At 68.7% G+C, this 22,553-nt stretch carries 20 protein-coding genes; 12 read left to right on the forward strand and 8 right to left on the reverse strand.

The annotated features are described in order from the left end of the window. Window positions 1-6: 6 nt before the first annotated feature. On the forward strand, window positions 7-1,479 hold the full coding sequence (locus tag R4823_RS02850) for an aldehyde dehydrogenase family protein (protein WP_279814598.1): 1,473 nt from the start codon (window positions 7-9) through the stop codon (window positions 1,477-1,479). Between the two features lie 106 nt (window positions 1,480-1,585). Continuing rightward, window positions 1,586-3,265, forward strand: a complete 1,680-nt coding sequence (locus R4823_RS02855; RefSeq protein ID WP_087838281.1) for a choline dehydrogenase — start codon at window positions 1,586-1,588, stop codon at window positions 3,263-3,265. A 39-nt stretch (window positions 3,266-3,304) separates the two neighbouring features. On the opposite strand, the gene R4823_RS02860 is transcribed toward R4823_RS02855, so the two are convergent. Beyond that, window positions 3,305-4,411, reverse strand: coding sequence for a helix-turn-helix transcriptional regulator (locus R4823_RS02860; RefSeq protein ID WP_087838280.1), 1,107 nt, complete (start codon window positions 4,409-4,411; stop codon window positions 3,305-3,307). Between the two features lie 137 nt (window positions 4,412-4,548). Here R4823_RS02860 and R4823_RS02865 point away from each other — a divergent pair, with 137 nt between their 5' ends. From R4823_RS02865 to dsbD, 4 genes are all read left to right on the forward strand, one after another. Further along, window positions 4,549-5,508 (forward strand): ATP-binding cassette domain-containing protein, encoded by a 960-nt coding sequence (locus R4823_RS02865; RefSeq protein WP_338617340.1) that lies wholly within the window; start codon window positions 4,549-4,551, stop codon window positions 5,506-5,508. Between the two features lie 192 nt (window positions 5,509-5,700). Then, entirely contained in the window at window positions 5,701-6,465 is a 765-nt protein-coding gene (locus R4823_RS02870; protein WP_243724390.1) for an ABC transporter permease, read from the forward strand. A gap of 16 nt (window positions 6,466-6,481) precedes the next feature. Next, entirely contained in the window at window positions 6,482-6,823 is a 342-nt protein-coding gene (gene cutA, locus R4823_RS02875; protein ID WP_087838277.1) for a divalent-cation tolerance protein CutA, read from the forward strand. Continuing rightward, a complete protein-coding gene (gene dsbD / locus R4823_RS02880; RefSeq protein WP_087838276.1) occupies window positions 6,823-8,742 on the forward strand; it encodes a protein-disulfide reductase DsbD in 1,920 nt (639 codons plus the stop codon). The genes cutA and dsbD overlap by 1 nt, the downstream gene beginning before the upstream one ends. A 3-nt stretch (window positions 8,743-8,745) precedes the next feature. Here dsbD and R4823_RS02885 read toward each other — a convergent pair whose 3' ends face one another. From R4823_RS02885 to R4823_RS02905, 5 genes are all read right to left on the reverse strand, one after another. After that, on the reverse strand, window positions 8,746-9,861 hold the full coding sequence (locus R4823_RS02885) for a LuxR C-terminal-related transcriptional regulator (RefSeq protein WP_338617341.1): 1,116 nt from the start codon (window positions 9,859-9,861) through the stop codon (window positions 8,746-8,748). 3 nt (window positions 9,862-9,864) lie between these two features. Beyond that, entirely contained in the window at window positions 9,865-11,070 is a 1,206-nt protein-coding gene (locus tag R4823_RS02890; RefSeq protein WP_132979127.1) for a magnesium transporter CorA family protein, read from the reverse strand. Window positions 11,071-11,074: 4 nt separating this feature from the next. After that, window positions 11,075-12,085: a porphobilinogen synthase gene (gene hemB / locus R4823_RS02895; protein ID WP_087838273.1), complete on the reverse strand. Its 1,011-nt coding sequence runs from the start codon at window positions 12,083-12,085 to the stop codon at window positions 11,075-11,077. An 81-nt stretch (window positions 12,086-12,166) separates the two neighbouring features. Next, window positions 12,167-12,790 carry a ribosome biogenesis GTP-binding protein YihA/YsxC gene (gene yihA / locus R4823_RS02900; protein ID WP_087838272.1) on the reverse strand — a complete coding sequence of 208 codons (624 nt, stop codon included), beginning with the start codon at window positions 12,788-12,790 and terminating at the stop codon, window positions 12,167-12,169. A gap of 72 nt (window positions 12,791-12,862) precedes the next feature. After that, window positions 12,863-13,387, reverse strand: a complete 525-nt coding sequence (locus R4823_RS02905) for a gamma carbonic anhydrase family protein (RefSeq protein ID WP_087838271.1) — start codon at window positions 13,385-13,387, stop codon at window positions 12,863-12,865. Window positions 13,388-13,709: 322 nt separating this feature from the next. Here R4823_RS02905 and R4823_RS02910 point away from each other — a divergent pair, with 322 nt between their 5' ends. The 6 genes from R4823_RS02910 to R4823_RS02935 all read left to right on the forward strand — a co-directional run bounded on the left by R4823_RS02910 (window position 13,710) and on the right by R4823_RS02935 (window position 20,220). Continuing rightward, the gene (locus R4823_RS02910) at window positions 13,710-14,390 is read left to right on the forward strand and encodes a c-type cytochrome (protein WP_087838270.1); all 681 of its coding nucleotides are present in this window, start codon (window positions 13,710-13,712) and stop codon (window positions 14,388-14,390) included. A gap of 138 nt (window positions 14,391-14,528) precedes the next feature. Beyond that, entirely contained in the window at window positions 14,529-16,661 is a 2,133-nt protein-coding gene (locus R4823_RS02915) for a cytochrome c biogenesis protein ResB (protein ID WP_207958583.1), read from the forward strand. 58 nt (window positions 16,662-16,719) lie between these two features. Then, a complete protein-coding gene (gene ccsB / locus R4823_RS02920; RefSeq protein WP_243724395.1) occupies window positions 16,720-17,994 on the forward strand; it encodes a c-type cytochrome biogenesis protein CcsB in 1,275 nt (424 codons plus the stop codon). A 178-nt stretch (window positions 17,995-18,172) separates the two neighbouring features. Further along, window positions 18,173-19,138 carry a protein-methionine-sulfoxide reductase catalytic subunit MsrP gene (gene msrP / locus R4823_RS02925; protein ID WP_338617343.1) on the forward strand — a complete coding sequence of 322 codons (966 nt, stop codon included), beginning with the start codon at window positions 18,173-18,175 and terminating at the stop codon, window positions 19,136-19,138. A gap of 1 nt (window position 19,139) precedes the next feature. Then, window positions 19,140-19,799 carry a protein-methionine-sulfoxide reductase heme-binding subunit MsrQ gene (locus R4823_RS02930; RefSeq protein WP_087838267.1) on the forward strand — a complete coding sequence of 220 codons (660 nt, stop codon included), beginning with the start codon at window positions 19,140-19,142 and terminating at the stop codon, window positions 19,797-19,799. A gap of 73 nt (window positions 19,800-19,872) precedes the next feature. Then, window positions 19,873-20,220: a hypothetical protein gene (locus R4823_RS02935; RefSeq protein ID WP_087838485.1), complete on the forward strand. Its 348-nt coding sequence runs from the start codon at window positions 19,873-19,875 to the stop codon at window positions 20,218-20,220. Between the two features lie 3 nt (window positions 20,221-20,223). Here R4823_RS02935 and R4823_RS02940 read toward each other — a convergent pair whose 3' ends face one another. Together R4823_RS02940 and R4823_RS02945 are read right to left on the reverse strand one after the other, a co-directional pair. Continuing rightward, the gene (locus tag R4823_RS02940) at window positions 20,224-21,468 is read right to left on the reverse strand and encodes an MFS transporter (protein ID WP_087838266.1); all 1,245 of its coding nucleotides are present in this window, start codon (window positions 21,466-21,468) and stop codon (window positions 20,224-20,226) included. A gap of 124 nt (window positions 21,469-21,592) precedes the next feature. Continuing rightward, window positions 21,593-22,510, reverse strand: a complete 918-nt coding sequence (locus R4823_RS02945; protein WP_165963031.1) for a LysR family transcriptional regulator — start codon at window positions 22,508-22,510, stop codon at window positions 21,593-21,595. Window positions 22,511-22,553: the final 43 nt, after the last annotated feature.

Raw genomic sequence — 22,553 nt, forward strand, 5'->3', positions numbered from 1 at the left:
GACGCCATGCGCGCACACGAGATTCCCGCCGGCATCCTGCCGACCCACCGCCAGCTTTTCTATGGGGGAGCCTGGCACGAACCCCTGGCCGGCGTCTACGCGCCTACCATCAATCCCGCGTATGACGAGCGCCTGGCCGATACGCCGGTCGCCGATGCGCGCGACGTCGACGCCGCGGTGCGGGCGGCCCAGGTCGCCTTTCCCGCGTGGGCGGCCACGCCGCCCAGGGAGCGCGGCCGCATGCTGCGCCAGGCCGCGGACATCCTGCGCGCCCATGCCCAGGAACTGGCGCTGCTGGATGCGCTGAACAACGGCAATCCGGTGTCCATCCTGGCCAAGGACGCGGACTTCGCGGCCGACAGCCTGGAGTATTTCGCCGGCCTGGCGACCGAGGTCAAGGGCGAGACCCTGCCGATGGGCCCCGGCTATCTGGACTACACCGTGCGCGAGCCGCTGGGGGTCGTGGGGCGCATCGTCGCCTACAACCATCCGCTGATGTTCGCCGCCATGCGCCTCGCGGCGCCGCTGGCGGCGGGCAACACGGTGGTGGTCAAGTCGCCGGACCAGGCGCCGCTGTCCATCATCCGGCTGGCCGAGCTGATCGGCCACGTGTTTCCCAAGGGGGTGGTCAACTTCCTGTGCGGCAGTCGCGAGTGCGGGCAGGCCCTGGCCGAGCATCCGCTGGTGCGCAAGATCACGTTGATCGGCGGCGTGCCTACCGGCAAGTCGGTCATGAAGACCGCGGCCGACGGGCTCAAGCCCGTGCTGCTGGAGCTGGGAGGCAAGAATGCGCTGGTGGCCTATCCGGACGCGGACCTCGACAAGCTGGTGGACGGCATCGTGGGCGGCATGAATTTCACGTGGTCGGGCCAGAGCTGCGGCTCCACCAGCCGCGTGTTCCTGCATGAAAGCATCCACGACGAGGTCCTGGCGCGCGTGGCGGAATTGCTGCCCAGGCGCCACCGGCCGGGCATCCCGACCGATCCCGCCACGACCATGGGATCGCTGGTCAGCCGGGCGCAGCTCGAGAAGGTGCAAGGCTTCGTGCGATCCGCGCTGGACGAGGGGGCACGGCTGGTGACCGGCGGCCGGCAGCCCGAGGATCCCGCGCTGCGCGACGGCTTCTTCTTCGAGCCCACCATCTTCGCCGACATGCGGCCCGACATGCGGCTGGCGCGCGAGGAAGTGTTCGGTCCCATCATGTCGGTGTTCCGCTGGTCCGACGAGGACGCATTGTGGACCGACGTCAATGCCGTGGACTTCGGCCTGACTGGCTCGATCTGGACCCGCGACCTGGACACCGCGCACCGGGCGGCTCGCCGCATCCATACCGGCTACGTCTGGATCAACAACACCAGCCAGCACTTCATCGGCGCGCCGTTCGGGGGCGTGAAGCAATCGGGCATAGGCCGAGAGGAATGCTTCGAGGAGCTCCTGGAGTTCACCTACACCAAGAACGTCAACCTGAAACTGAATTAATCCCCCCTACGCCCTTCGGGCGCCCCCCGGGGGGCGGCGCTGGCGGACCGGCGGAGCCGGATCCGCGGCGCCCTGGATCGACATGCGCTAGCGGCTTGGAAATGACATGAATCATTACGACTACATCATCGTGGGTGCGGGCTCCGCGGGGTGCACGCTGGCCTACCGGCTGGGTGCCGACCCGGCGCTGAAGATACTGGTGCTGGAGGCCGGCGGACCGGACCGATCGCCCGTGATCCGCATTCCGCTGACCTGGGGCCTGATCCTCAAGCACCGGATGTACGACTGGGGTTACTTCACCGAGCCCGAGCCCGGCATGGACGGCCGGCGCATCGAATGCGCGCGCGGCAAGGTCCTGGGCGGCTCGACCTCGATCAATGGCATGGCCTATGCGCGCGGCGCCCGCGAGGACTACGACCACTGGGCGCGTGGCCTGGGACTGGAGGGATGGTCCTACGACGACGTGCTGCCGTATTTCCGCCGCAGCGAATCGTGGGAAGAGGGCGCGAGCGACCTGCGGGGCGGCGACGGTCCGCTTACCGTGACCCGGTTGCATTACGAGGACCCGCTGGTGGACGCCTTCCTGCGCGCCACCGACCTGGCCGGCTATGCCCGAAACGACGACTACAACGGCGCCAGCATCGAAGGCTTCGGCCCCATGCAGGCCACCATCCGCCGCGGCCGCCGCTGGAGCGCGGCGTCGGCCTACCTGCGGCCCGCGGTGGCGCGCGGCAACGTGACGGTGTGGACCGGCGCGCTGACCACGAAAGTGCTGATGGAGCAGGGCCGCGCCGTGGGCGTCGAAGTCCTGCGCGGCGGACGCCGCGAGCAGGTGCGCTGCGAGCGTGAAGTCCTGCTGGCGGGCGGCGTGATCAACTCGCCGCAGTTGCTGATGCTCTCGGGCATCGGCGATGCCTCGGAGCTTGGCCGGCACGGCATCGCGACCCGCGTCGACCTGCCCGGCGTGGGACGCAACCTGCAGGATCACGTGGTTTGCGACGTGCGCTGGCGCCGCAAGGAAACGGGGCCGCTGCACCGGGCGCTACGCCTGGACCGCATCGGCTTCGATCTGCTGCGCACCTGGATGTTCGGCTCGGGCCTGTCCAGCAAGGTGCCCGCCGCTGCCGTGGGCCTGGTTCGCAGCCATTCCGACTTGCCGCTGCCCGATCTGCAATTGCTGCTGGCCGCGGCGCCCATGGACGCCGGCCCGCACCTCGGTCCGTTGCTCAAGCCCTACGTCGACGCGTTTGCCATCAAGGGCGTCTTCATCACGCCCGAGAGCCGGGGCAGCGTCTCGCTGGCCAGTGGCGATCCGACGGCTCCCGCCGTGATCCGCCAGAACTTCCTGTCGACCGACTACGACAGGCGCGCCGTGCGCCAGATGGTGCGCATCATGCGGGCCATCGGCGAACAGCCGCCGCTCGCGCCGTTCCGCGCCGAGGAACTGGCGCCCGGTCCACAGGCCACGAGCGACGCGGACATCGATGCCTTCATCCGGCGTACCGCCATCACCTTGCACCACCCGGTGGGCACCTGCAGGATGGGCGGCGATGCCGATCCCGATGCCGTGCTCGATGCGCAGATGCGGGTGCGCGGCGTGCAAGGCCTGCGGGTGGTGGACGGGTCGGCGATGCCGCGCGTGGTGCGGGGGCCGACGAACGCGCCCATCATCATGATGGCCGAGAAGGCGGCGGACCATATCCTGGGCCGGCCGCCGCTGGCGCGCGACAGGCGGGGTGCGCCGGCGGCGCGCCGGTGGGCGGAGAACGAGCCCGTCCCGGCCTGACAGGCATCCGGCCGCTGCCCGGAGCTTGCCGGGAAGCGGTCAGTGCCGCGCCATCCTCAGCAGCAGGCTGACGAGCTCGCCCTGCCGGTGCGTGCCCGTTTTCGTGAAGAGCGCGCGCAACTGCGTGCGAGCGGTGCTGAGCGCGATGCCCTGGCGCTCGGCATACTCGGCCAGGCTGAGGCCTTCCTGCAGTTTGCTGGCCAGGCGCGCCTCGGCCCGGCTGAACTGGAACAGGTCGTTTATCCGCAGGTTCTGCTGTTCCGGATCGACCACGCTGACCGCGACGAGCGGGCGTTGCAGCGGGTTGTCGGGGTGGTCCTCGGACAGCGGCGTAACCAGGATGTCGGGGCCGCCGGCGGTGGGCGGCGCGATACGCGCGGCACGACGCGATCCCGCGTGCCCCGTGGCCTGCAGGATGGCCGTTTCGAGCCGGCTGGCGGTGGCGTGACGGGGGCGGATCTGGCCGTTGTATTCGCACAGGGCGCCATCGGGCAGCGCCGCATGCCGTTCGGCCGCTGCATTGCGGTAGGCCACGTGCCGGCCTTCATCGAGCAGCCACAGCGGGGTGGGCAGGCTGTCCAGCACCTGGTCGCGCAACGCCAGGCCGTCGCGCAATCCGGCGAGCGTGTCGTAAAGCGTGCCGGCCCGCTGCAGGTGCGGCGCGATGCGCGCCAGCAGATCGTCGTGGCAGGCGTCGGGCCGCACGCCGATGGCGGTCAGGAGGGCGACGTAGACACAGGTGCCCTGGCCGTTCAGCCGAATCGACGCGCGATTGTCCATCCCTTGGGCCTGCTGGAAGTCCTGGTAGTACGGATGGTGCTCGAAGGTTTCGGCCGACAGTTCGCGCCGGTCGTGATTCCACCGGCCGTCATCGGTCGCGGCGATCAGTTCGCGCATGGGGTCGATGGCGCCGTAGTGGGCGTTGTAGGCCTGGATGGCGGCGGGATCGCACCGGGCGGCCAGCGTGACGGTGGCGGCGCTTTCGCCGGGCAGGCTGATCGCGACGGCGCCGAACTGCCTGCCGCTGGCGGCGGCCAGCGCGTCCAGCAGCGCCGGCCAGCGCGCGTTGTCCAGCACGCTTTCATAGCAGAGTCCGACGAGGGCGTCGTAGGTTTCCTGGGACGGGGGCATACCCATGATGGTCATGTACTCGGTTAATCGTTACATCATGTTACGTAACCTGCGAAGTTGGCAATCACTTCCAACCATCCGACCACATAAGGAAAACCCTGCGCGGGGGTGTCGCAGCGGGTGCGCGCCGGCCCCGGGGTACTATTCATCGCATGACCACCAATTCGCTGCACGCGGGGGCCAGGCCCCTGGCTACCTCCGGACCCGCGCTGCGGGTCGAGCGGCTGGACAAGCGCTATGGCGGCCGCGTCATCGTGGACGCGCTGTCCTTCCAGATCGCGCGCGGCGAATGCTATGGACTGCTGGGCCCCAACGGCGCGGGCAAGACCACCACGCTGCGATCCATCCTGGGCCTGACGCCGGTGGATGGCGGCACCATCCGGCTGCTGGACTACCCGGTGCCGGCGCAGGCGCGCCAAGCCCGGGCGCGCATAGGCGTGGTGCCGCAGATCGACAATCTCGATCCTGATTTCACCGTCGAGGAAAACCTGCTCGTATTCGGCCGCTATTTCGGCCTGGCCGACGCCGAGATCCGCCGCCGTATTCCCGGCCTGCTGGAGTTCGCGTCGCTGGCGGCCAAGCGCACGGCGCGCATCAACGAACTGTCGGGCGGCATGAAGCGGCGCCTGACGCTGGCGCGGGCGCTGGTGAACGATCCCGACCTGATCGTGATGGACGAGCCCACCACCGGGCTGGACCCGCAGGCGCGCCATCTGATCTGGGAGCGCCTGAAGACGCTGCTGGCGCAGGGCAAGACCATCCTGCTGACCACGCATTTCATGGACGAGGCCGAGCGCCTGTGCGACCGGCTGGGCCTGCTCGAGCGGGGGCGGATGATCGCCGAAGGCGCGCCCCAGGACCTGATCGCGCGCCACGTCGAACCGGAGGTGGTGGAAGTGTTCGGAGAGGGCGCCCTGGACTGGCTGGAGCGCCACCGCGCCGCCTTGCCGGGCCGGGTCGAGGTCAGCGGCGAAACGGTCTATTGCTATACGGCCGAGCCGGAACCGGTGCTGGGCCTGCTGCGCGAGGGAGGCCGGATACGCTATCTGCACCGGCCGGCCAACCTGGAAGACCTGTTCCTGCGGATGGCCGGCCGTGATTTGAGAGAATGACCCCCCTACGCGCTTCGCGCGCCCGGCATGGTGAGCCCCCAGCCGCTACGCGGCAGTCCTCCGAGGGGGCGGGGACCCGCCTCGGGGCGGCCCGGCGGCCGGATCCGCTGTGCCCTGGATCGAGGGTCGGGATGATTGGGGGCTGAGATGAGTGAATGGGCGGTGGATACTTCGCGATCGGGAGTTTGGGGCTTGCCTCGGCCGGGGCGGGGATGCGTGCCGGTGCTGCGGCGCAATTTCCTGGTCTGGCGCAAGACGGCGTTGACGACCGTGCTGGGCGATGTCATGGATCCGATGGTGGCGTTGCTGGCGCTGGGCTACGGCCTGGGCAGCCTGCTGCCGGGCATAGACGGCGTGCCCTACGTGACTTTCCTGGCTGCCGGCTCGATCTGCATGGGGGCGCTGTACGCGGCCACCTTCGAGGCCACCTACAGCGCCTTTTCGCGGCTGCACATCCAGCGTACATGGGATGCGATGTTGAACACGCCGCTGTCGCTGGACGACGTGGTGTTCGCCGAGATCCTGTGGGCCGCGGCCAAGAGCATGAAGAGCGGGCTGGCGATCCTGCTGGTGGTGGTGGCGCTGGACATCTCGCGCGCCGCCACGCTGCTGTGGATCCCGCCGGCGCTGGTCCTGCTGGGCGTGACCTTCGCCGCGCTGGCGCTGGTCATGTCGGCCCTGGCCAAGGGCTTCGATTTCTTCATGTACTACTTCACGCTGGGCGTGACGCCGATGGTGTTCCTGTCCGGCGTGTTCTTTCCCGTGTCGCAGTTGCCCGAGGCGCTGGTGCAGGCGGCACGGCTGTTGCCCCTGGCCCCGGCCATCGAACTGGTGAGGCCGCTGGTGCTGGGGCGGATGCCGGACCAGCCGTGGTTGCCCGTGCTGCAGCTGGCGCTGACGGCGGCGGTCGCCATCTGGCTGGCCACCGCGCTGATGCGCCGCCGCCTGTTGCGCTGATATCCTGGAGATCGCCATGTCGTCGCCAACCGAGGCCGCCCGCCAAGTGGTGCTGGTATTCTGCAATGCTCCCGATGCCGATACCGCCGGGGCCATCGCCCGTCGCCTCGTCGAAGACGGGGTGGCCGCCTGCGTGAACGTCGGTGCGCCGGTGTTGTCCATCTATCGATGGAAGGGGGAGGTGGAGTCCGCCGACGAGATTCCACTGTTCATCAAGACCACGGCGGCCCGCCAGAGGGCCGTGCAGGAGACGATCGCCCGGCTGCATCCCTACGAGGTGCCCGAGATCATCGCCGTGCCCGTGACCGACGGTTTGCCGGCCTATCTGGATTGGGTCCGGCAGGAAACGAAAAACTGATGTCCATGTTCCGTTTGCGGGCCGCCGGCCCGCGCGTCCATTGGTTCCTGGCGTGCCTCGTGTGGGCCTGCGCCGCGTTCATGCCGCGATCCGCGGCGGCGGAGGACTTCCTGCCGCCGGAGCAGGCCTTCCGCTTTTCCGCGCGCGCCGTGGCGCCCGACGCCATCGAACTGTCCTGGGCGATCGCGCCGGGCTACTACATGTACCGCGAGCAGTTCCGCTTCGTCGCCGATCCGCCGGATGTGGCGCTGGGCGATCCCCAGTTGCCGCCGGGACAGGTCAAGTTCGACCAGACCTTCGACAAGGAGGTCGAGACCTACCGCGACAAGGTGTCGGCCCGCCTGACGATTCCCACCGGCACGGCGTTCGCGCTGGCCGTGACCAGCCAGGGCTGCGCCGACGCCGGCCTGTGCTATCCGCCGGCCGAACACAAGCTGCGCATCGCCGCCGCTTCGGCGCCGGGCGGCCTGCCGCAAGTCGAGGGCGGGGCGGGGGCCGGCCTGCGGTGGTCGGCCTTCGCCGGCACGGACGACGTGGGCCTGGCCGACATGCTGGCCGGCAGCGGCCTGGTCCGCACGGCGCTGATCTTCCTGGGCCTGGGCATCCTGTTGTCGTTCACGCCCTGCGTGCTGCCCATGGTGCCCATCCTGTCGGCCATCGTGGTCGGCGACGCCGCCGGCCAGTCCCGGCCCCGCCTGCGCGGGCTGGGACTGGCTGCGGCCTACGTGCTGGGCATGTCGGTGGTCTACACCGGGGTCGGGCTGCTGGCGGCACTGAGCGGCGTCAGCCTGGCGGCCACCTTGCAGACGCCCTGGGTGCTGGGGGTGTTCGCCGCGCTGCTGGCCGTGCTGGCCCTGGCCATGTTCGACGTGTTCACGCTGCAATTGCCGTCCAGCTGGCAGTCTTCCCTGTCGGACCGGGTCTCGCGCCTGCCCGGCGGCCGCGCCACCGGGGCGCTGGCCATGGGCGCCGTGTCCGCGCTGATCGTCGGGCCGTGCGTGGCCGCGCCGCTGGCGGGCGCGCTGCTGTACGTCTCGCAGACGGGCGACGTGCTGCTGGGCGGGGTCGCGTTGTTCGCCCTGGCCTGGGGCATGGGCGTGCCGCTGCTGGCCGCCGGCGCGTCGGCGGGCGCGCTCCTGCCCAAGGCGGGAAGATGGATGGAGGGCGTGAAACGTTTCTTCGGCATGCTGCTGCTGGCCGTGGCGTGGTGGATGCTCTGGCCCGTGCTGCCGGGTTGGATCCAGATGGCGGGCTGGGCGGTACTGGCCATCCTGGCGGCTGCGCTGCTGCATGCGTTCGACGCCCTGCCCGCCGATGCCGGAACGGGCCGCCGCGTGCTCAAGGGCCTGGGCATCCTGTTCGCGCTGGTCGGCGTCCTGCAGGCGGTGGGCGTGGCCAGCGGCGGCCGGGATCCCTTGCAGCCGCTGGGGCATCTCGCCGCCTCGGGCGGCGAGGGTCCGGTCCTGGCGCCGCCCGTGCAGGGGCCCGCTCCGGCCCGGGGCGGGGAGGGACTCTGGAGCCCGCCAGGAGGAGCCTCGTCGCGGCCCGGGGCTGCGGCGTCATTCGAGCGCGTACGCTCGGTGGCCGAGCTGGACGCGCTGCTGGCCGCGTCCGACCGTCCCGTGATGCTGGATTTCTATGCCGACTGGTGCGTCTCGTGCAAGGAAATGGAGGCGCTGACCTTTCCCCGCCCCGACGTCGCGCAGCGGCTGGCCGGCATGCGCCTCGTGCAGGCGGACGTGACCGCCAACAATGCCGACGATCGCGAACTGCTCAAGCGCTTCCGGCTGTTCGGGCCCCCGGGCATCGTGTTCTTCGCGCCGGGCGGCGCGCCGCTGCCCCAGCGGGTGATCGGTTTCCAGGGGGCCGAGCGTTTCTCGCGCGTGCTGGACGACGTGCTGGCGACGGCCGCGCGCTGACGCTCAGGCCAGCGTCCGGATCAACTGCACCAGCTCGACCTGCCGCCGACAGCCGGTCTTCCTGAAAAGATTTTTCAGGTGGCTGCGCACGGTTTCCGGCGAGACGGCGTGCGCGGCGGCGAATTCCTTGAGAGTCTGGCCGGTGGCCAGGGCGTGGGCCAGGCGTGCCTCCGCGGGCGTGATGTCCAGGGCCTGGATGATGAGCCGGGCGTCCAGCGGCAGGCTGTCGGCAGGCACGGAGAAAATCAGCATGGCCAGCGGCGTATCGCGCAGCCCGGCCAGCAGGTGCGTGGCATCCAGCGGCAGGACCGTGATCCAGGCCGGTGCCGGGGACCCGCCGGCCGGAAAGAGGTCGGCTTTCCTGCCGGCCGAGCAGGCCTGCTTCAGCGCCGCCTGCAGTCGCCGCTGAGTGGGGGCGTCCCGCATGGCCAGCATGCCGCCTTTCGCGCTCGCCCAGGGCGAAACGCGCAGGTACCTTTCGGCGCGCGCATTGGCGTATTCGACCCGGCCACGGATGTCGACGATTGCCACGCCACGCGGCAATCCGTCCAGCGCGGCCCGGCCCAGCAGGGCTTCGCGCTGCAATTGCCTCATGCGCGCCCGCAGTCCCGCCGCGCGAACCATGTCGGGCATGACCAGTTCCAGCAGGGCGCGCTCGCGTTCGCCATAGGGGCGGTGGTCCACCGGACGCATGATGCCCAGGTAGTCGCGCGTCTGGCCGTCGTCGCGTTGCAGGACGCACAGGGTATGGCGCAGGTCCACGCTGCGCAGGAAATCGGCGTAGACCGCGGAACGCGACATCTGCCGGCGATCCAGGTGTTCGTGGTCGAGAATGAAGCTGCCTTCCCGCAGGTGCGCGAAGAGTGTCAGCCGTTCGTCGTCCCGCACGTAGTGCTCGGCGTATTCGGCGAACTTGTGCAGCGGCGCGGCGTCGCAGATCACGCTGTCCGGCACGCTGCCGTCACGCAGGTTCACGGTCACCTGGTGGAAGGCCTGGCCGCCCACTTCAGCGGCCAGCAGGCCCAGTCCCGCCTGCCATTGCTCCGGCGCCGCGATGCCTTCGTAAAGGCGCGCGGCGATCAAGCGCGAACGGTCCGGGAGCGAGGCGCGTGTCGCCATGGGTCAAAGCCTGTCCGCCGTGTCCGCGTCTTCCCTGCCGGCCCTCAGCCCGGCCTTGCGCGCCAGGGCCTCCGCCACCCGGTAGGGCCGCATTTCCAGGAAGCGGCGGGCCGAGAACCAGCTCCACAGCAGCAGCGCCAGCAGCACCATGCCGGCCATGATCCACCAGAACGAGCCCCGCTCGTGCACGAAGGGCAGGTGGTCCACGTTCATCCCGAAGATGCCGGTGATGAGTGTGAGCGGCATGAAGATGACCGTGACGACGGTCAGGATGCGCATGATCTCGTTGGTGCGGTGGGCCGTGGCGGAGAAGTGCAGTTGCACCGCGGTTTCCACCGACGACTCCATGCGCCGCGCGTGGCCGAGCACGCGGTTCACGTGTTCCATGACGTCATTGATGCGTACCAGCAGTGCATCGCGCCGCTGGTCGAAGGCGCCGGAGCCCCAGGCATCCTCGCTGCGGTCCATGGCCGCGTCGCGCAGCTCGGACAGCGCGTCGTACTGTTCCTCGCAGATATTCTCCAGCCGCCGCAGCACGATGCGGGCATCGAGCAGCGCCAGCCAGTTGCGGAAACGGCCGTTGGGGTTGAGCAGTTCGCGCTGCCAGCGATCGAGCTGCAGGGTCAGGGGCTGGCGCAGCGCGAGATACTTGTCGACCATGCCGTTCAGCAGCCGCAGCATCAGTTCGGCGGGGCCGGACGGAACGCGGCCCAGCGGGCCGATGCTGCTGGGCGTGCGGTCGCGCCGCCCCTCGGGCGGGGCCTCGCCGCGCTGCTCGGCCAGGCGGCGCTTCATTTCCTGGCAGGTGGCGCTGTAGCCGTGGCGCACGGTGATCAGCGCCTGCCCGAGCACGAAGAACGACACCGGCTGCGTGCGCAGGCTCGCCAGCAGCGGGATCCCCATCTTGCCGTTGGCCGCGGGGCGCGGCTCGGCCTCCGGCGCGTCGGTCACGATGCGGCGGAACACCACCATCTCGTAGGTGGTGGTGTTGTCGAAGTACGAAGGGTGGACCGGGTTGGCGGCGTCCTGCAGGTGCAGGTCGTGCAATTGCACGCCGGTCAGTCGCGCGATCTCGTCGCGCCAGGCGTCGGGGTCGGCCGCCAGGTCTTCGGCGCCCGCGTCTATCCACAGGTAGCCCTTGCTGGCGGCCAATTGCGCCGCGTTGTGTGGACGGGGCCCTCCGTGTTCCGAGATCCAGAGGACGTCCATGGCTTCAGCCTTTCAGCTTGCGGGCCGCGTCGAGGGCGAAATAGGTCAGGATGCCGTCGGCCCCGGCGCGCTTGAACGCCAGCAGCGCTTCCATGACGACCTTGTCCTCGTCCAGCCAGCCATTGGCGCTGGCCGCCTTGAGCATCGCGTACTCGCCGCTGACCTGATAGGCGAAAGTGGGGACGCGGAAGGTGTCCTTGACCCGCCTCAGCACGTCCAGGTAGGGCATGCCGGGCTTGACCATGACCATGTCCGCGCCCTCGCGCAGGTCCAGCGCGACTTCGCGCAGGGCCTCGTCGATGTTGCCCGGATCCATCTGGTAGGCCGCCTTGTTCGACTTGCCCAGGTTCGAGGCCGAGCCGACGGCATCGCGGAAGGGGCCGTAGAACGCGCTGGCGTACTTGGCCGAGTAGGCCATGATGCGGGTATGGATGTGGCCGTTGCCTTCCAGGGCCTGGCGGATGGCGCCGATGCGCCCGTCCATCATGTCGCTGGGCGCGACGATGTCCACGCCGGCCTCGGCCTGCGCCAGGGCCTGCCTGACCAGTATCTCGACCGTGGGTTCGTTCAGCACGTAGCCGGATTCGTCGATCAGGCCGTCCTGCCCGTGGCTGGTGTAGGGGTCGAGCGCGACGTCGGTCAGGATGCCCAGCTCGGGCAGGCGTTTCTTGAGCTCCGCCACCACGCGCGGGATCAGGCCGTCGGGGCGCGTCGCGGCGATGCCGTCAGGCGTCTTCAGCTCCGGCGCGATCACGGGGAACAGCGCAAGGACCGGGATGCCGAGCTCGACGCATTCCTCGGCCACCGGCAGCAGGGTGTCCAGGCTGTAGCGCTCGACGCCGGGCAGCGACGGCACCGGCTGGCGCAGCCCCTTGCCCTCGGCCACGAATACGGGATAGATCAGGTCGTCGGCCGACAGCCGGCTCTCGCGCACCAGGCGGCGGGTGAAGTCGTCGCGCCTCAGGCGGCGGGGGCGACCGGCGGGAAAGTCGGCGAATACTTCGTGTTGGCTCATTGCGGTTGTCGTCCTGTCAATGCTGCGCGGCGGGGGACGGGCCCCATGCCATCGCAAGATACCATCGCTCCGTCGCGGGCGTCATGCCGCGACCTGCGGCATCAGCCAGCCCTCGATATGGGCCGTCGCTTCGTCCAGGCCGATGCGATGGGTCGAGGAAAACGGCACGGTGTGCAGCGCGCCGATGGCGGCCAGTTCCTTCTTCACCGCGAACTGGGCCTTGATGCGCTGGCCGTAGGGAAACTTGTCGGCCTTGGTCAGCAAGGCCAGTACCGGCTTGCCGGACGGGGCGATCCAGTCGATCAGGTTGCGGTCCAGGTCGGTCACGCCGCGGCGGATGTCCACCAGCAGCACGACGCCGGCCAGCGAGGTCCGGTTGCGCAGGTAGCCGCCCAGCACCTGGGCCCACTGCGAGCGGTCTTCCCGGGCCACCGAGGCATAGCCGTAGCCGGGCAGGTCGACCAGGAACCCCAGGTCGCGCTCGGGTTCGAGCGGATCGGGCAGGCCGAACATGTTGATCAGCCGGGTGCGGCCCGGCGTCTTGCTGGAGAAGGCCAGGCGCCTTTGCTGGGTCAGCACGTTGATCGCCGACGACTTGCCGGCGTTGGAGCGGCCGACGAAGCAGACTTCCGGCGCCCCGGGCGGGGGCAACTGGTCGAGCCGGGCGGCGGACGTCGTGAAATGGGCGCGATGGAGAATGGACACTGGGCGTCGCCGGCCGGCGAAGTTAAGCAATAACCCGCTATTGTACGACCGGCCCCGCGGCGCGGCCGCCCGTCAGCCGACCCGCTTCAATTCCTTCTTGAACAACTGCTGCCGCTTCACGTAGCTTTCCACGCCGGCCCGGATGCGGGCGATGTCCTCGTCGGTCAGCTGGCGCACGACCTTGGCGGGTGCCCCCAGGATCAGCGATCGGTCGGGGAACTCCTTGCCCTCGGTCACGATGGCGCCCGCGCCCACCAGGCAGTTCTTGCCGATGACCGCGCGGTTCAGCACCACGGCCTGGATGCCGATCAGCGAACCGTCGCCGATGGTACAGCCGTGCAGCATGGCCTGGTGCCCGACGGTCACGTAGTCGCCGATGGTGAGCTTGAGCCCGGGGTCGGTGTGCAGCACCGCGCCTTCCTGGACGTTGCTGGAGTCGCCCAGGATGATGTCGTCGTTGTCCGCCCGGATCACCGCGCCCGGCCAGACGCTGGCGTTCTCGCCCAGCCTGGCCTTGCCGATGACGGTGGCCTGCTCGGCCACGTACGCCGAGTCCGGAATGTGGGGCGCGTCGGCGCCGAGCTGGTAGACAGCCATGGTGGTCCTTCCCGAATAGTTTTCTATGGGCTACGTTGTAGTTGCTATAATAAGCGGTTACTTAACATAGGAAAGCGCGGTCGGGCTTGCCTATGCGCTCCCCGCGCAAGCGGGGGCGGACCGGGTTTGCAGTAGAACAAAACTCGCAGTAGAAGAACGATCACCTCCGGCGCGAGCCGGGTCGAATCGATAACGGGGTAGGTGGGCCCCGCGGAGACACCTGCAGGAGAATCCTTGCCGCAAGCCGGCGGGAGCAGCAGGAGCAGGGCATCCGTGAGTCGCGTATCCGTAGCCTGATTGTGGAATTTAGGTCGAGGTTTTCATGAAGCGTGTGCTGTCCCTGATGCTTGTCGCGAGCGGTGCAATCCTGGGTGCGGCGGTGGCCCTGCCTTCCGTGGCCGCCGATGCCCAGCCCCGTCCCAAGGTCGATGCGGCCAAGGGCGAGCAGTTGTTCACCAACGGCGACGCGGCCCGCAACATCATTTCCTGTGCCAGCTGCCATGGTCCCGGCGGCAACAGCGCCGGCGCCGCCAACCCCAAGCTGGCCGGCCAGCATCCCGACTACATCTACAAGCAGCTCGTCAACTTCAAGGTCAAGGAAGGCGCCAAGACGCCCGAGCGCGTCAATGCCGTCATGAACGCCAACGTCGCCGGCCTGACTGACGAGGACATGCGCAACATCTCGGCCTACCTGGGTGCCCAGACCCTCAAGCCCGCCGTGGCCAAGAGCAAGGACACCGTCGAGCTGGGCCAGCGCATCTTCCGCGCCGGCATCGCCAGCAAGGGCGTCCCGGCCTGCGCCTCCTGCCACAGCCCCAACGGCGCCGGCATCCCCTCGCAATATCCGCGCGTGGGTGGCCAGTTCGGCGAATATACCGAGGCCCAGCTGGTGGCCTTCCGCAGCGGCGCGCGGCACAATAACGTGCCCATGGCGCAGATCGCCAACAAGATGACCGACGCCGAAATCAAGGCCGTGGCCGACTACATCGCCGGCCTGCGCTGATCCGCGCCAGGAACCACTGCTGTCGATCGCGGTCATTGAAGGGGCGGATCTTCCGCCCCTTTTGCATTCTTGGCAGGATGCATACCTGGCAGGATTCCAGCGGCAACCGACCTGTCCGAACCGAGGTCCGCAGCACCCATCATGACCATCGCTACTTCCTCCGCTTCCCGCCCAGCCTCGCGCGGCCTTGGCGCCGACCTGCTCGAACTGCTGGCCTCGATGCGGTTCGCCGTCAGCCTGCTGGTCTTCATCTGCCTGGCCAGCATCGTCGGGACGGTGCTGGTGCAGAACCAGCCGTCGAACAACTATGTCAACCAGTTCGGCCAGTTCTGGTTCGAGGTGTTCGACACCTTCTCGCTCTATCACGTCTACAACGCGTGGTGGTTCCTGCTCATCATGGGATTCCTGGTGGTCTCCACCAGCCTGTGCATCATCCGCACCGCGCCCAAGATGGTCCGCGACATGCGCTCGTTCCGCGAGCACGTGCGCGAGAACAGCCTGCGGTCCTTCCACCATCGCGCCGAGTTCGCGTCGCCCGAGGCGCCGTCGCGGGTGGCCGGCTCGCTGGCCGAATTGCTCAAGCGCCAAGGTTATGCCGTGCGCACCCGGGCCGAAGGCCCGGCCACGCTGCTGGCGGCCAAGCGGGGCAGCGGCAATCGGCTGGGTTACATCTTCGCGCACACGGCCATCGTCATCGTCTGCATAGGCGGCCTGCTCGACAGCGAACTGCCGATACGGCTGCAGATCTGGCTGGCCGGCAAGAAGCCCCTGTTCGAGAACATGGCCATCGCCGACGTGCCCGCTTCCGGGCGCCTGGGCCTGGGCAATCCCAGCTTCCGCAGCAGCGTGCTGGTGCCCGAGGGCGGCAAGGCGCGCAACGGCATCGTCATGGTGGACGACGGTGCGCTGGTGCAGCCCCTGCCGTTCACGCTGGAGCTGAAGAAGTTCATCGTCGAATACTATTCCACCGGCATGCCGCGCCTGTTCGCGAGCGAGGTCGAAGTCACCGACAACGAGACCGGCGAACACTTCCCCGCCACCATCAAGGTCAATGAACCGCTGCGCTACAAGGGCGTGACGGTCTACCAGTCCAGCTTCGACGACGGCGGCAGTTCCCTGGAACTGACGGGCTACGCCTTGCGCGGCGACCAGCCCTATACCTTCCCGGTGTCGGGCAAGGTCGGCGGCACGGCGCAACTGGTGGCCGACGGCGCTCCGGCCAGCGACGCGCTGAAGGACCTGACCGTCGAGTTCAGCGGCTTCCGTCCCATCAACGTCGAGAACTTCGCCAATGGCCGCGTGGGTGCGGCCGAACCCAAGGCGCTGCGCGAGCACGTGGCCGCGGTGTCCGGCAGCGCCGCCCGCGTGGGCCAGAACGAGGACTTCCGCAACGTCGGTCCCAGCGTGCAGTACAAGCTGCGCGACGCCAGCGGCCAGGCGCACGAATTCCACAACTACATGCTGCCCGTCGAGGTCGACGGCGTGAAGGTCTTCCTGTCGGGGGTGCGCACCAATCCCGACGAGGATTTCCGCTACGTGCGCATGCCGGCCGACGCCGACAATTCCCTGAAGGAATTCATGGGGCTGCGCGCCATCCTGCAGGATCCGCAGGCCCGTGCGCTGGCCGCGCGCAGGTTCGCCCACGCCAACCGGCTCGCCTCGGGCGGCGCCGCCGACGGCGAACTGACCGCGCAGTTGCAGGCATCGGCCGAGCGGGCCCTGGATACTTTCGCCGACGGTGGCCTGCAATCCATCGCCCGTTTCCTGGAAACCAATGTGTCGTCGGGCGAGCAGCAGCGCGCGGCCGACGTCGTGGTCAAGCTGCTGGGCGGGGCGATGGCCGAGCTGCGCGCGGTCGAGCGTGAGCGCGCCGGGCTGCCCGCGCTGCCCACCAGCGGCCCCGAGGCGGCCGCGGCGGTGGCGTGGACGCAGGCGGCGGTGGGCGCGATGTCGGACCTGTTCCTGTATCCGGCGCCGGTCATCCTCGGCCTGAAGGATTTCCATCACGTCCAGGCCAGCGTGTTCCAATTGAGCCGGACCCCCGGTAAAAATGCGGTATACCTGGGTTGCGTGCTATTGATCCTGGGCGTGTTCTCGATGTTCTACATCCGCGAGCGCCGCGTCTGGCTGTGGGTCAAGCCCGGACAGGACGGGCAGGGCGCGCAGACCTTGATGGCCATGACTTCCCAGCGGCGCACGCTGGATTTCAACCAGGAATTCGAACGGCTCAAGGCGGATATCGCCGCCTTGTCGCCGCAGCAGAAAGGGTAGCTAAATGGAACTGACCTCATCCGCCCGCCCGGGCGCCGGCCGGGCTCCCCGGCGGGGCATGGACGGCCCGCGCCGGGTAGACTGGACCGACATCGCCTTCGCCGTGCTGCTGGCGGCTGGCGCCGCCTTCGCGTTCCAGCGGGTCGGCGGGATCATGAACTACTACGACAAGGCCATCCTGGGTGGCGCGGTCGTGGTGCTGGCCTGGCTGGCGTGGCTGTGGCGGCCGTTGCGTGCGCTGATGATCGCGGTGGCCATCAGCGGCGGCCTGGCCGTCACGCTCTACCAAGGCGACCTCGCGCGGGCCGACCAGGCCTTCCTCCTCAAGTACCTGCTGTCCTCGCAGTCCGCCATCCTGTGGATGTGCGCGCTGTTCATCATCGCCACCGCGTGTTACTGGATAGGCCTGGTCGCCCGCAGCGGCACCGCGGCCTGGCTGGGGACGGCGCTGACCTGGAGCGCGGTGTTCGCCGGCCTGACCGGCCTCCTGGTGCGCTGGCATGAAAGCTACCTGCTCAGCCCGGACATCGGCTACATCCCCGTCAGCAACCTGTACGAGGTCTTCATCCTCTTTTCGCTCATCACCGCGCTGTTCTACCTGTACTACGAGCGCAAGTACGACACGCGCAGCCTGGGTGGCTTCGTGCTGCTGGTCATCGCCTCTGCGGTCGCCTTCCTGATCTGGTACACCTTCGACCGCGGCGCGCAGCAGATCCAGCCGCTGGTGCCGGCCCTGCAAAGCTGGTGGATGAAATTGCACGTGCCCGCCAACTTCATCGGCTACGGCACGTTCTCGCTGGCGGCCATGGTCGCCTTCGCCTACCTCGTCAAGGCGCACGGCAAGACCTCCTCGTGGGTGAAGCTGGCGCCGCTGTTCGTCCTGGGCGTGCTGCTGGCGGTCGAACCCATGATCTTCCGCCAGAGCGGCATGCCGGCCTACTGGATGACCTACGCCGGCGTGGCCGCGCTGATCGTCGGCGGCATCCTGCTGGGCCGTCGCCAGCTTGCCGAGCGCCTGCCCGCGCTCGAGGTGCTGGACGACATCATGTACAAGGCCATCGCCGTGGGCTTCGCGTTCTTCACCGTGGCCACGGTGCTGGGCGCGCTGTGGGCGGCCGACGCCTGGGGCGCCTACTGGCAGTGGGACCCGAAGGAAACCTGGGCGCTGATCGTCTGGCTCAACTACGCGGCCTGGCTGCACATGCGGCTGATCAAGGGCCTGCGCGGCAACGCCGCCGCCTACTGGGCCCTGGTGGGCCTGCTGGTGACGGGTTTCGCGTTCCTGGGCGTGAACATGTTCCTGTCCGGCCTGCACTCCTATGGAGAGCTCTGACATTGGCTCACGGTTGCTACCGCTGGCAGCCAGCGATAGCAACGGAACCACACCCCAAGATAGCGGTCCTAGACCCAGGATGCGGTGGATCCGGCTTTGCCGGTCCACCCGCGTCGCTCCCTTGAGGGGGCCCGCGTAAGCGGGTACGGGGTGGGCTTTATACGGACTGGAGACCGTCATGCTGATACGCAGGCCTTCCGATATTTTGCCTTCCGAGATCACGCCCGAGGCGGTCTATCGGGACCGGCGGCGGTTGATGCTGCAGGCGGGGCTGGCCGCGTCGGCGATGGGGCTGGCGGGGTGGAGCGGCCGCCAGGCGTTCGCGCAGACGACGGGCGTGAAGCTGGCGGCGCAGCGTAATGGCGCCTTCGTGGTGATGGACAAGCCGACCTCGCAGAAGGACGTCACCACCTACAACAATTTCTACGAGTTCGGCACCGACAAGGGAGATCCCTCGGACCACGCGGGGCGTTTCCGCACGTCGCCCTGGACGGTCGCGATCGAGGGCGAGGTCAAGAAACCGCAGGTATTGTCCCTGGACGACCTGCGCAAGCTGGCGCCGCTGGAAGAGCGGATCTACCGGCTGCGCTGCGTCGAGGGCTGGTCCATGGTGATCCCCTGGACCGGGTATTCCCTTGCCGCGCTCATCCGCCGGGTCGAGCCCACCGGCAACGCCCGTTTAGTCGAATTCGTCACCGCCGTGCAGCCCGATACCATGCCCGGCCTGCGGACGCGCGTGCTCGACTGGCCCTATGTCGAAGGGCTGCGCATGGACGAGGCCATGCAGCCGCTGACCCTGCTCACCTTCGGCGTCTACGGTGAAACCCTGCCCAACCAGAACGGCGCGCCCGTGCGCGTGGTGGTGCCGTGGAAATACGGTTTCAAGTCGGGCAAGTCGCTGGTGAAGATACGTTTCGTGGAAAAGCAGCCCGCCACCAGCTGGGTCAAGGCCGCGCCGCAGGAATACGGCTTCTACGCGAACGTCAACCCCAACGTGCCCCATCCGCGCTGGAGCCAGGCGTCCGAGCGGCGCATCGGCGAGGACGGCCTGTTTTCGCCCAAGCGCAAGACGCTGATGTTCAACGGCTACGGCGACCAGGTCGCCAGCCTTTACGCCGGCATGGACCTGGCGCGCGATTACTGAGATGGCGGATGCGCCCGTCGCATCGCATCGGACCGCCGCCCGGGCCGCGCCGCCCGAGCCGCGCGTGTTCGGACTGGCGGTGGGGCGCTTCAAGGTCCTGCTGTTCATCGTCGCGCTGCTGCCGCTGGCGCGTTGGATCTGGCTGGGGGCGACGGATGCGCTGACGGCCAATCCCGTGGAGTTCCTGACCCGTTCCTCGGGCACCTGGACCCTGGTGGCGCTGCTGGTCACGCTGGCGGTCAGTCCCCTGCGCGTCCTGCTCCGCCAGCCGGCCTTGCTGCGGGTGCGCCGCATGTGCGGGCTGTTCGCTTTCTTCTACGCCTGCCTGCATTTCACCACCTACATCTGGTGGGACCAGTGGTTCGATCTCATGTCCATCGCACGCGACGTGGCCAGGCGCCCGTTCATCACGATGGGCTTCGCCGGTTTCGCGGGGCTATGCCTGCTCGCGGCCACGTCCACGCGCGGCTGGATGCGGCGCCTGGGCTCGCGCTGGCAGTCGCTGCACCGGCTGGTCTACCTGATCGGCGTGCTCGTGCTGTTGCACTATTGGTGGCAGAAGGCCGGCAAGAATGATTTTTCGGCGGTGTTTCTCTACACTGTGGTCTTCGCGGGGTTGATGGGATGGCGCCTGGTGCGCCGGCGTGCCGCCAGGCCGTGACCGCAGCAGGCGGCGCGGCCGCCCGACCATGCGCTTCCCGATGCCCGCTACCGACAACAACAAGAGGTGCATCATGAACGACGTCACGGTCGACTCCGCCAAGCTTCAATCCGCCAAGAACCTCACCACCGTCGTCTATGCGCTGTATGCGCTGGCCATCCTGATCGGGCTGAGCAGCATCGTCGCGATCATCATCAACTACGTCAAGAAAGGCGACATGGCCGGCACCTGGCTGGACAGCCACTTCCGCTGGCAGATCCGCACGTTCTGGTTCTCCGTGCTGTGGGCCATCGTGGGGGCGCTGACGGTGTGGGCCTTCATCGGCTGGGTCGTGTGGTTCGTGGCCTTCATCTGGTACATCTACCGCATCGTGAAGGGCTGGCTGAACCTGAACGACAACAAGCCGATGTACCCCGCCTGATCCTCAGGCCGGATGCGGCGGCGCCCGCGTCGGCGACGGCGGGAAGGCGAAGGCCATCGCGACCGCGCCCATGCCGACCGCGGCCGAGCCCAGGTACAGCCAGGCATAGCCGTTGAAGTGGTCGAAGATCCAGCCTCCGGCCAGCGGTCCGAAGGCCATGCCCAGGCTGGAGGCCATGACCGCGGCGCCCAGCACGCTGCCCATGATGCGCGGCCCGAAGTAGTCCCGCGCCAGCGCCGCGTACAGCGGCATCACGCCGCCATAGGCGGCTCCCAGCAGTATGGACAGGCCATAGAATTCGCCGATCGCGCGGGCCTGCGAATAGACGGCTATCACCAGCGCCTGCAGTAGCAGGCCCGCGATCAGTACCCGCTTGGTGCCGAGCCGGTCGGCCAGGGTCCCCAGCAGCAACCGTCCTCCCAGCCCGGCCAGTCCTTCGACGCTGTAGATGGTGACGGCGGCCATGGGCGCGATGCCGCAGAACGTGGCGAAGCTGACCACGTGGAAGATCGGGCCGGAATGGGCGGCGCAGCACAGGAAGAAGGTCAGCGCCAGCGCGGCGAAGGGCGCCGATCTCAGGGCCTGGCGGACCGACAGGCCGGGATCCTCCGCCTCGGGCCGGGCCTGGCCGGCCATTCCGGCAGGTGGCTGCCGGACGAACAGGGCCGCCGGGATCAGGAGCAGCAGGGCGGCGATGCCTGTCGTCGTCATCGCCGTGCGCCAGCCATGCTCCAGGATGAGCCAGCTGGCCAGCGGCGACACGGTCATGGGCGCAACGCCCATGCCCGCGGAGACCAGGGAGACGGCCAGGGCGCGATGGCGCTCGAACCAGAGGGTCGTCACCGCCATCAGCGGGGCGAAGAACGCGCCGCCCGCCACACCCACCAGCACGCCATAGCCGAGCTGGAAGGCCAGCAGCGAAGTGGCGCGGCTGGCCAGCAGCAGCCCCAGGCCCAGCAACAGCGAGGCGGCCAGGATCACGGGGCGCGTGCCGTAACGGTCGCTCAGCGCGCCCCAGCCGAACGCCGCGGCGCCCATCACCAGGAAGTCCAGCGTCATGGCCGCCGAGATGCCTGCGCGCGACCAGCCGGTATCGGTGGAGATGGGCTGCAGGTAGACCGCCAGCGAGAACATGGCACCCGCGGCCACGCAGGTGATCAGCGCGCCCGCGGCGACGACGACCCAGCCGTAGCCGCCGTCGGGCCTGCCGGGGGCTGCCGTCGGGGCATCCGTTTCGTGTGTGTTCATGGACGAGGGAAAGCCGGGTAGCGGCGGGGAGCCGGGACGGCGCCCCTTTTCGCGAACATAGCAATTGGCCGGGGTGCTGTCGAGCCGACCCGCGGCGCGGCGCCTCCGGCTCCCGCCCGCGCGGTCAGGGGGCCCGGCCGAACAGTTCGTGGATCACCGTCCGCATCCAGACCCGCCCGGGTTCGCGCGCGTAGCGCTCGTGCCAGAACTGGGATACGTCGTAGGCGGGCAGGCGCAGCGGCGGGTCATACATCCTGACGCCCCATGCGGCCTCGAACGTCGCGGCCAGGGTGCGGGGAATGGTGGCGATGTAGTCGGTCTGGGCGACGATGCGGCCGATCGAGAGAAAGTGGCCCACGCGCAGCGCGACGGAAGCGCCCACGCCGGGCGAGGCGAGAATGCCCTCCAGCACGTGCGCATGACCCGTCATTGAACCTTCCGATATCACGTGGCCGAGCTGACGGAAGTTCTCCATGGTCATCCGGCCGAATATGGCGGGGTGGTCGTTGCGGGCGATGCAGGCGTAGCGCGCCGAGAAGAGCCGGCCGATCTGCAGTCCCTCCGGATCCAGGCGCAAGTGGCCGACGGCCAGGTCCACGTTGCCGTCCGCCATGGCCTCGCGCAGTGCCTTGCCCTGCAACTGGCTCGTGCGCAGGTGCACGCCGGGCGCCAGCTCCGCCACCCGCCGGGCCAGTCCGGGCAGAAAGACCTGCTCGCTGACGTCCGACATCGCCAGCGTGAATACGCGCCGTTCGGTGGCGGGCACGAAGGCCGGCGTCTGCAGCGTCCCCCTCACGATGTCCAGGGCCTGGTGCAGGGATGTGTTCAGGTCGTCGGCCAGGGGCGTGGGCAGCAGGCCGTGCGGCTGCCGCACGAACAGCGGATCGCCATAGGCATCGCGCAGGCGGGCGAGGGCGCGGCTCATCGCGGGCTGGCTCAGCCCGAGTTCCCTGCCGGCGGTGGTCAGGTTGCGGCTGCCGTATACCGCCAGGAAGAGCTCGAGCAGGTTCAGGTCCACCTGGTGGGAAAGACGCTTGGCCATGGCTTGGATATACCTATGGTGCATGTCAGACATCAGTTCATTT

It is taken from the genome of Pigmentiphaga sp. CHJ604, assembly GCF_036972535.1.
Classification (GTDB): Bacteria; Pseudomonadota; Gammaproteobacteria; order Burkholderiales; family Burkholderiaceae_B; genus Pigmentiphaga; species Pigmentiphaga daeguensis.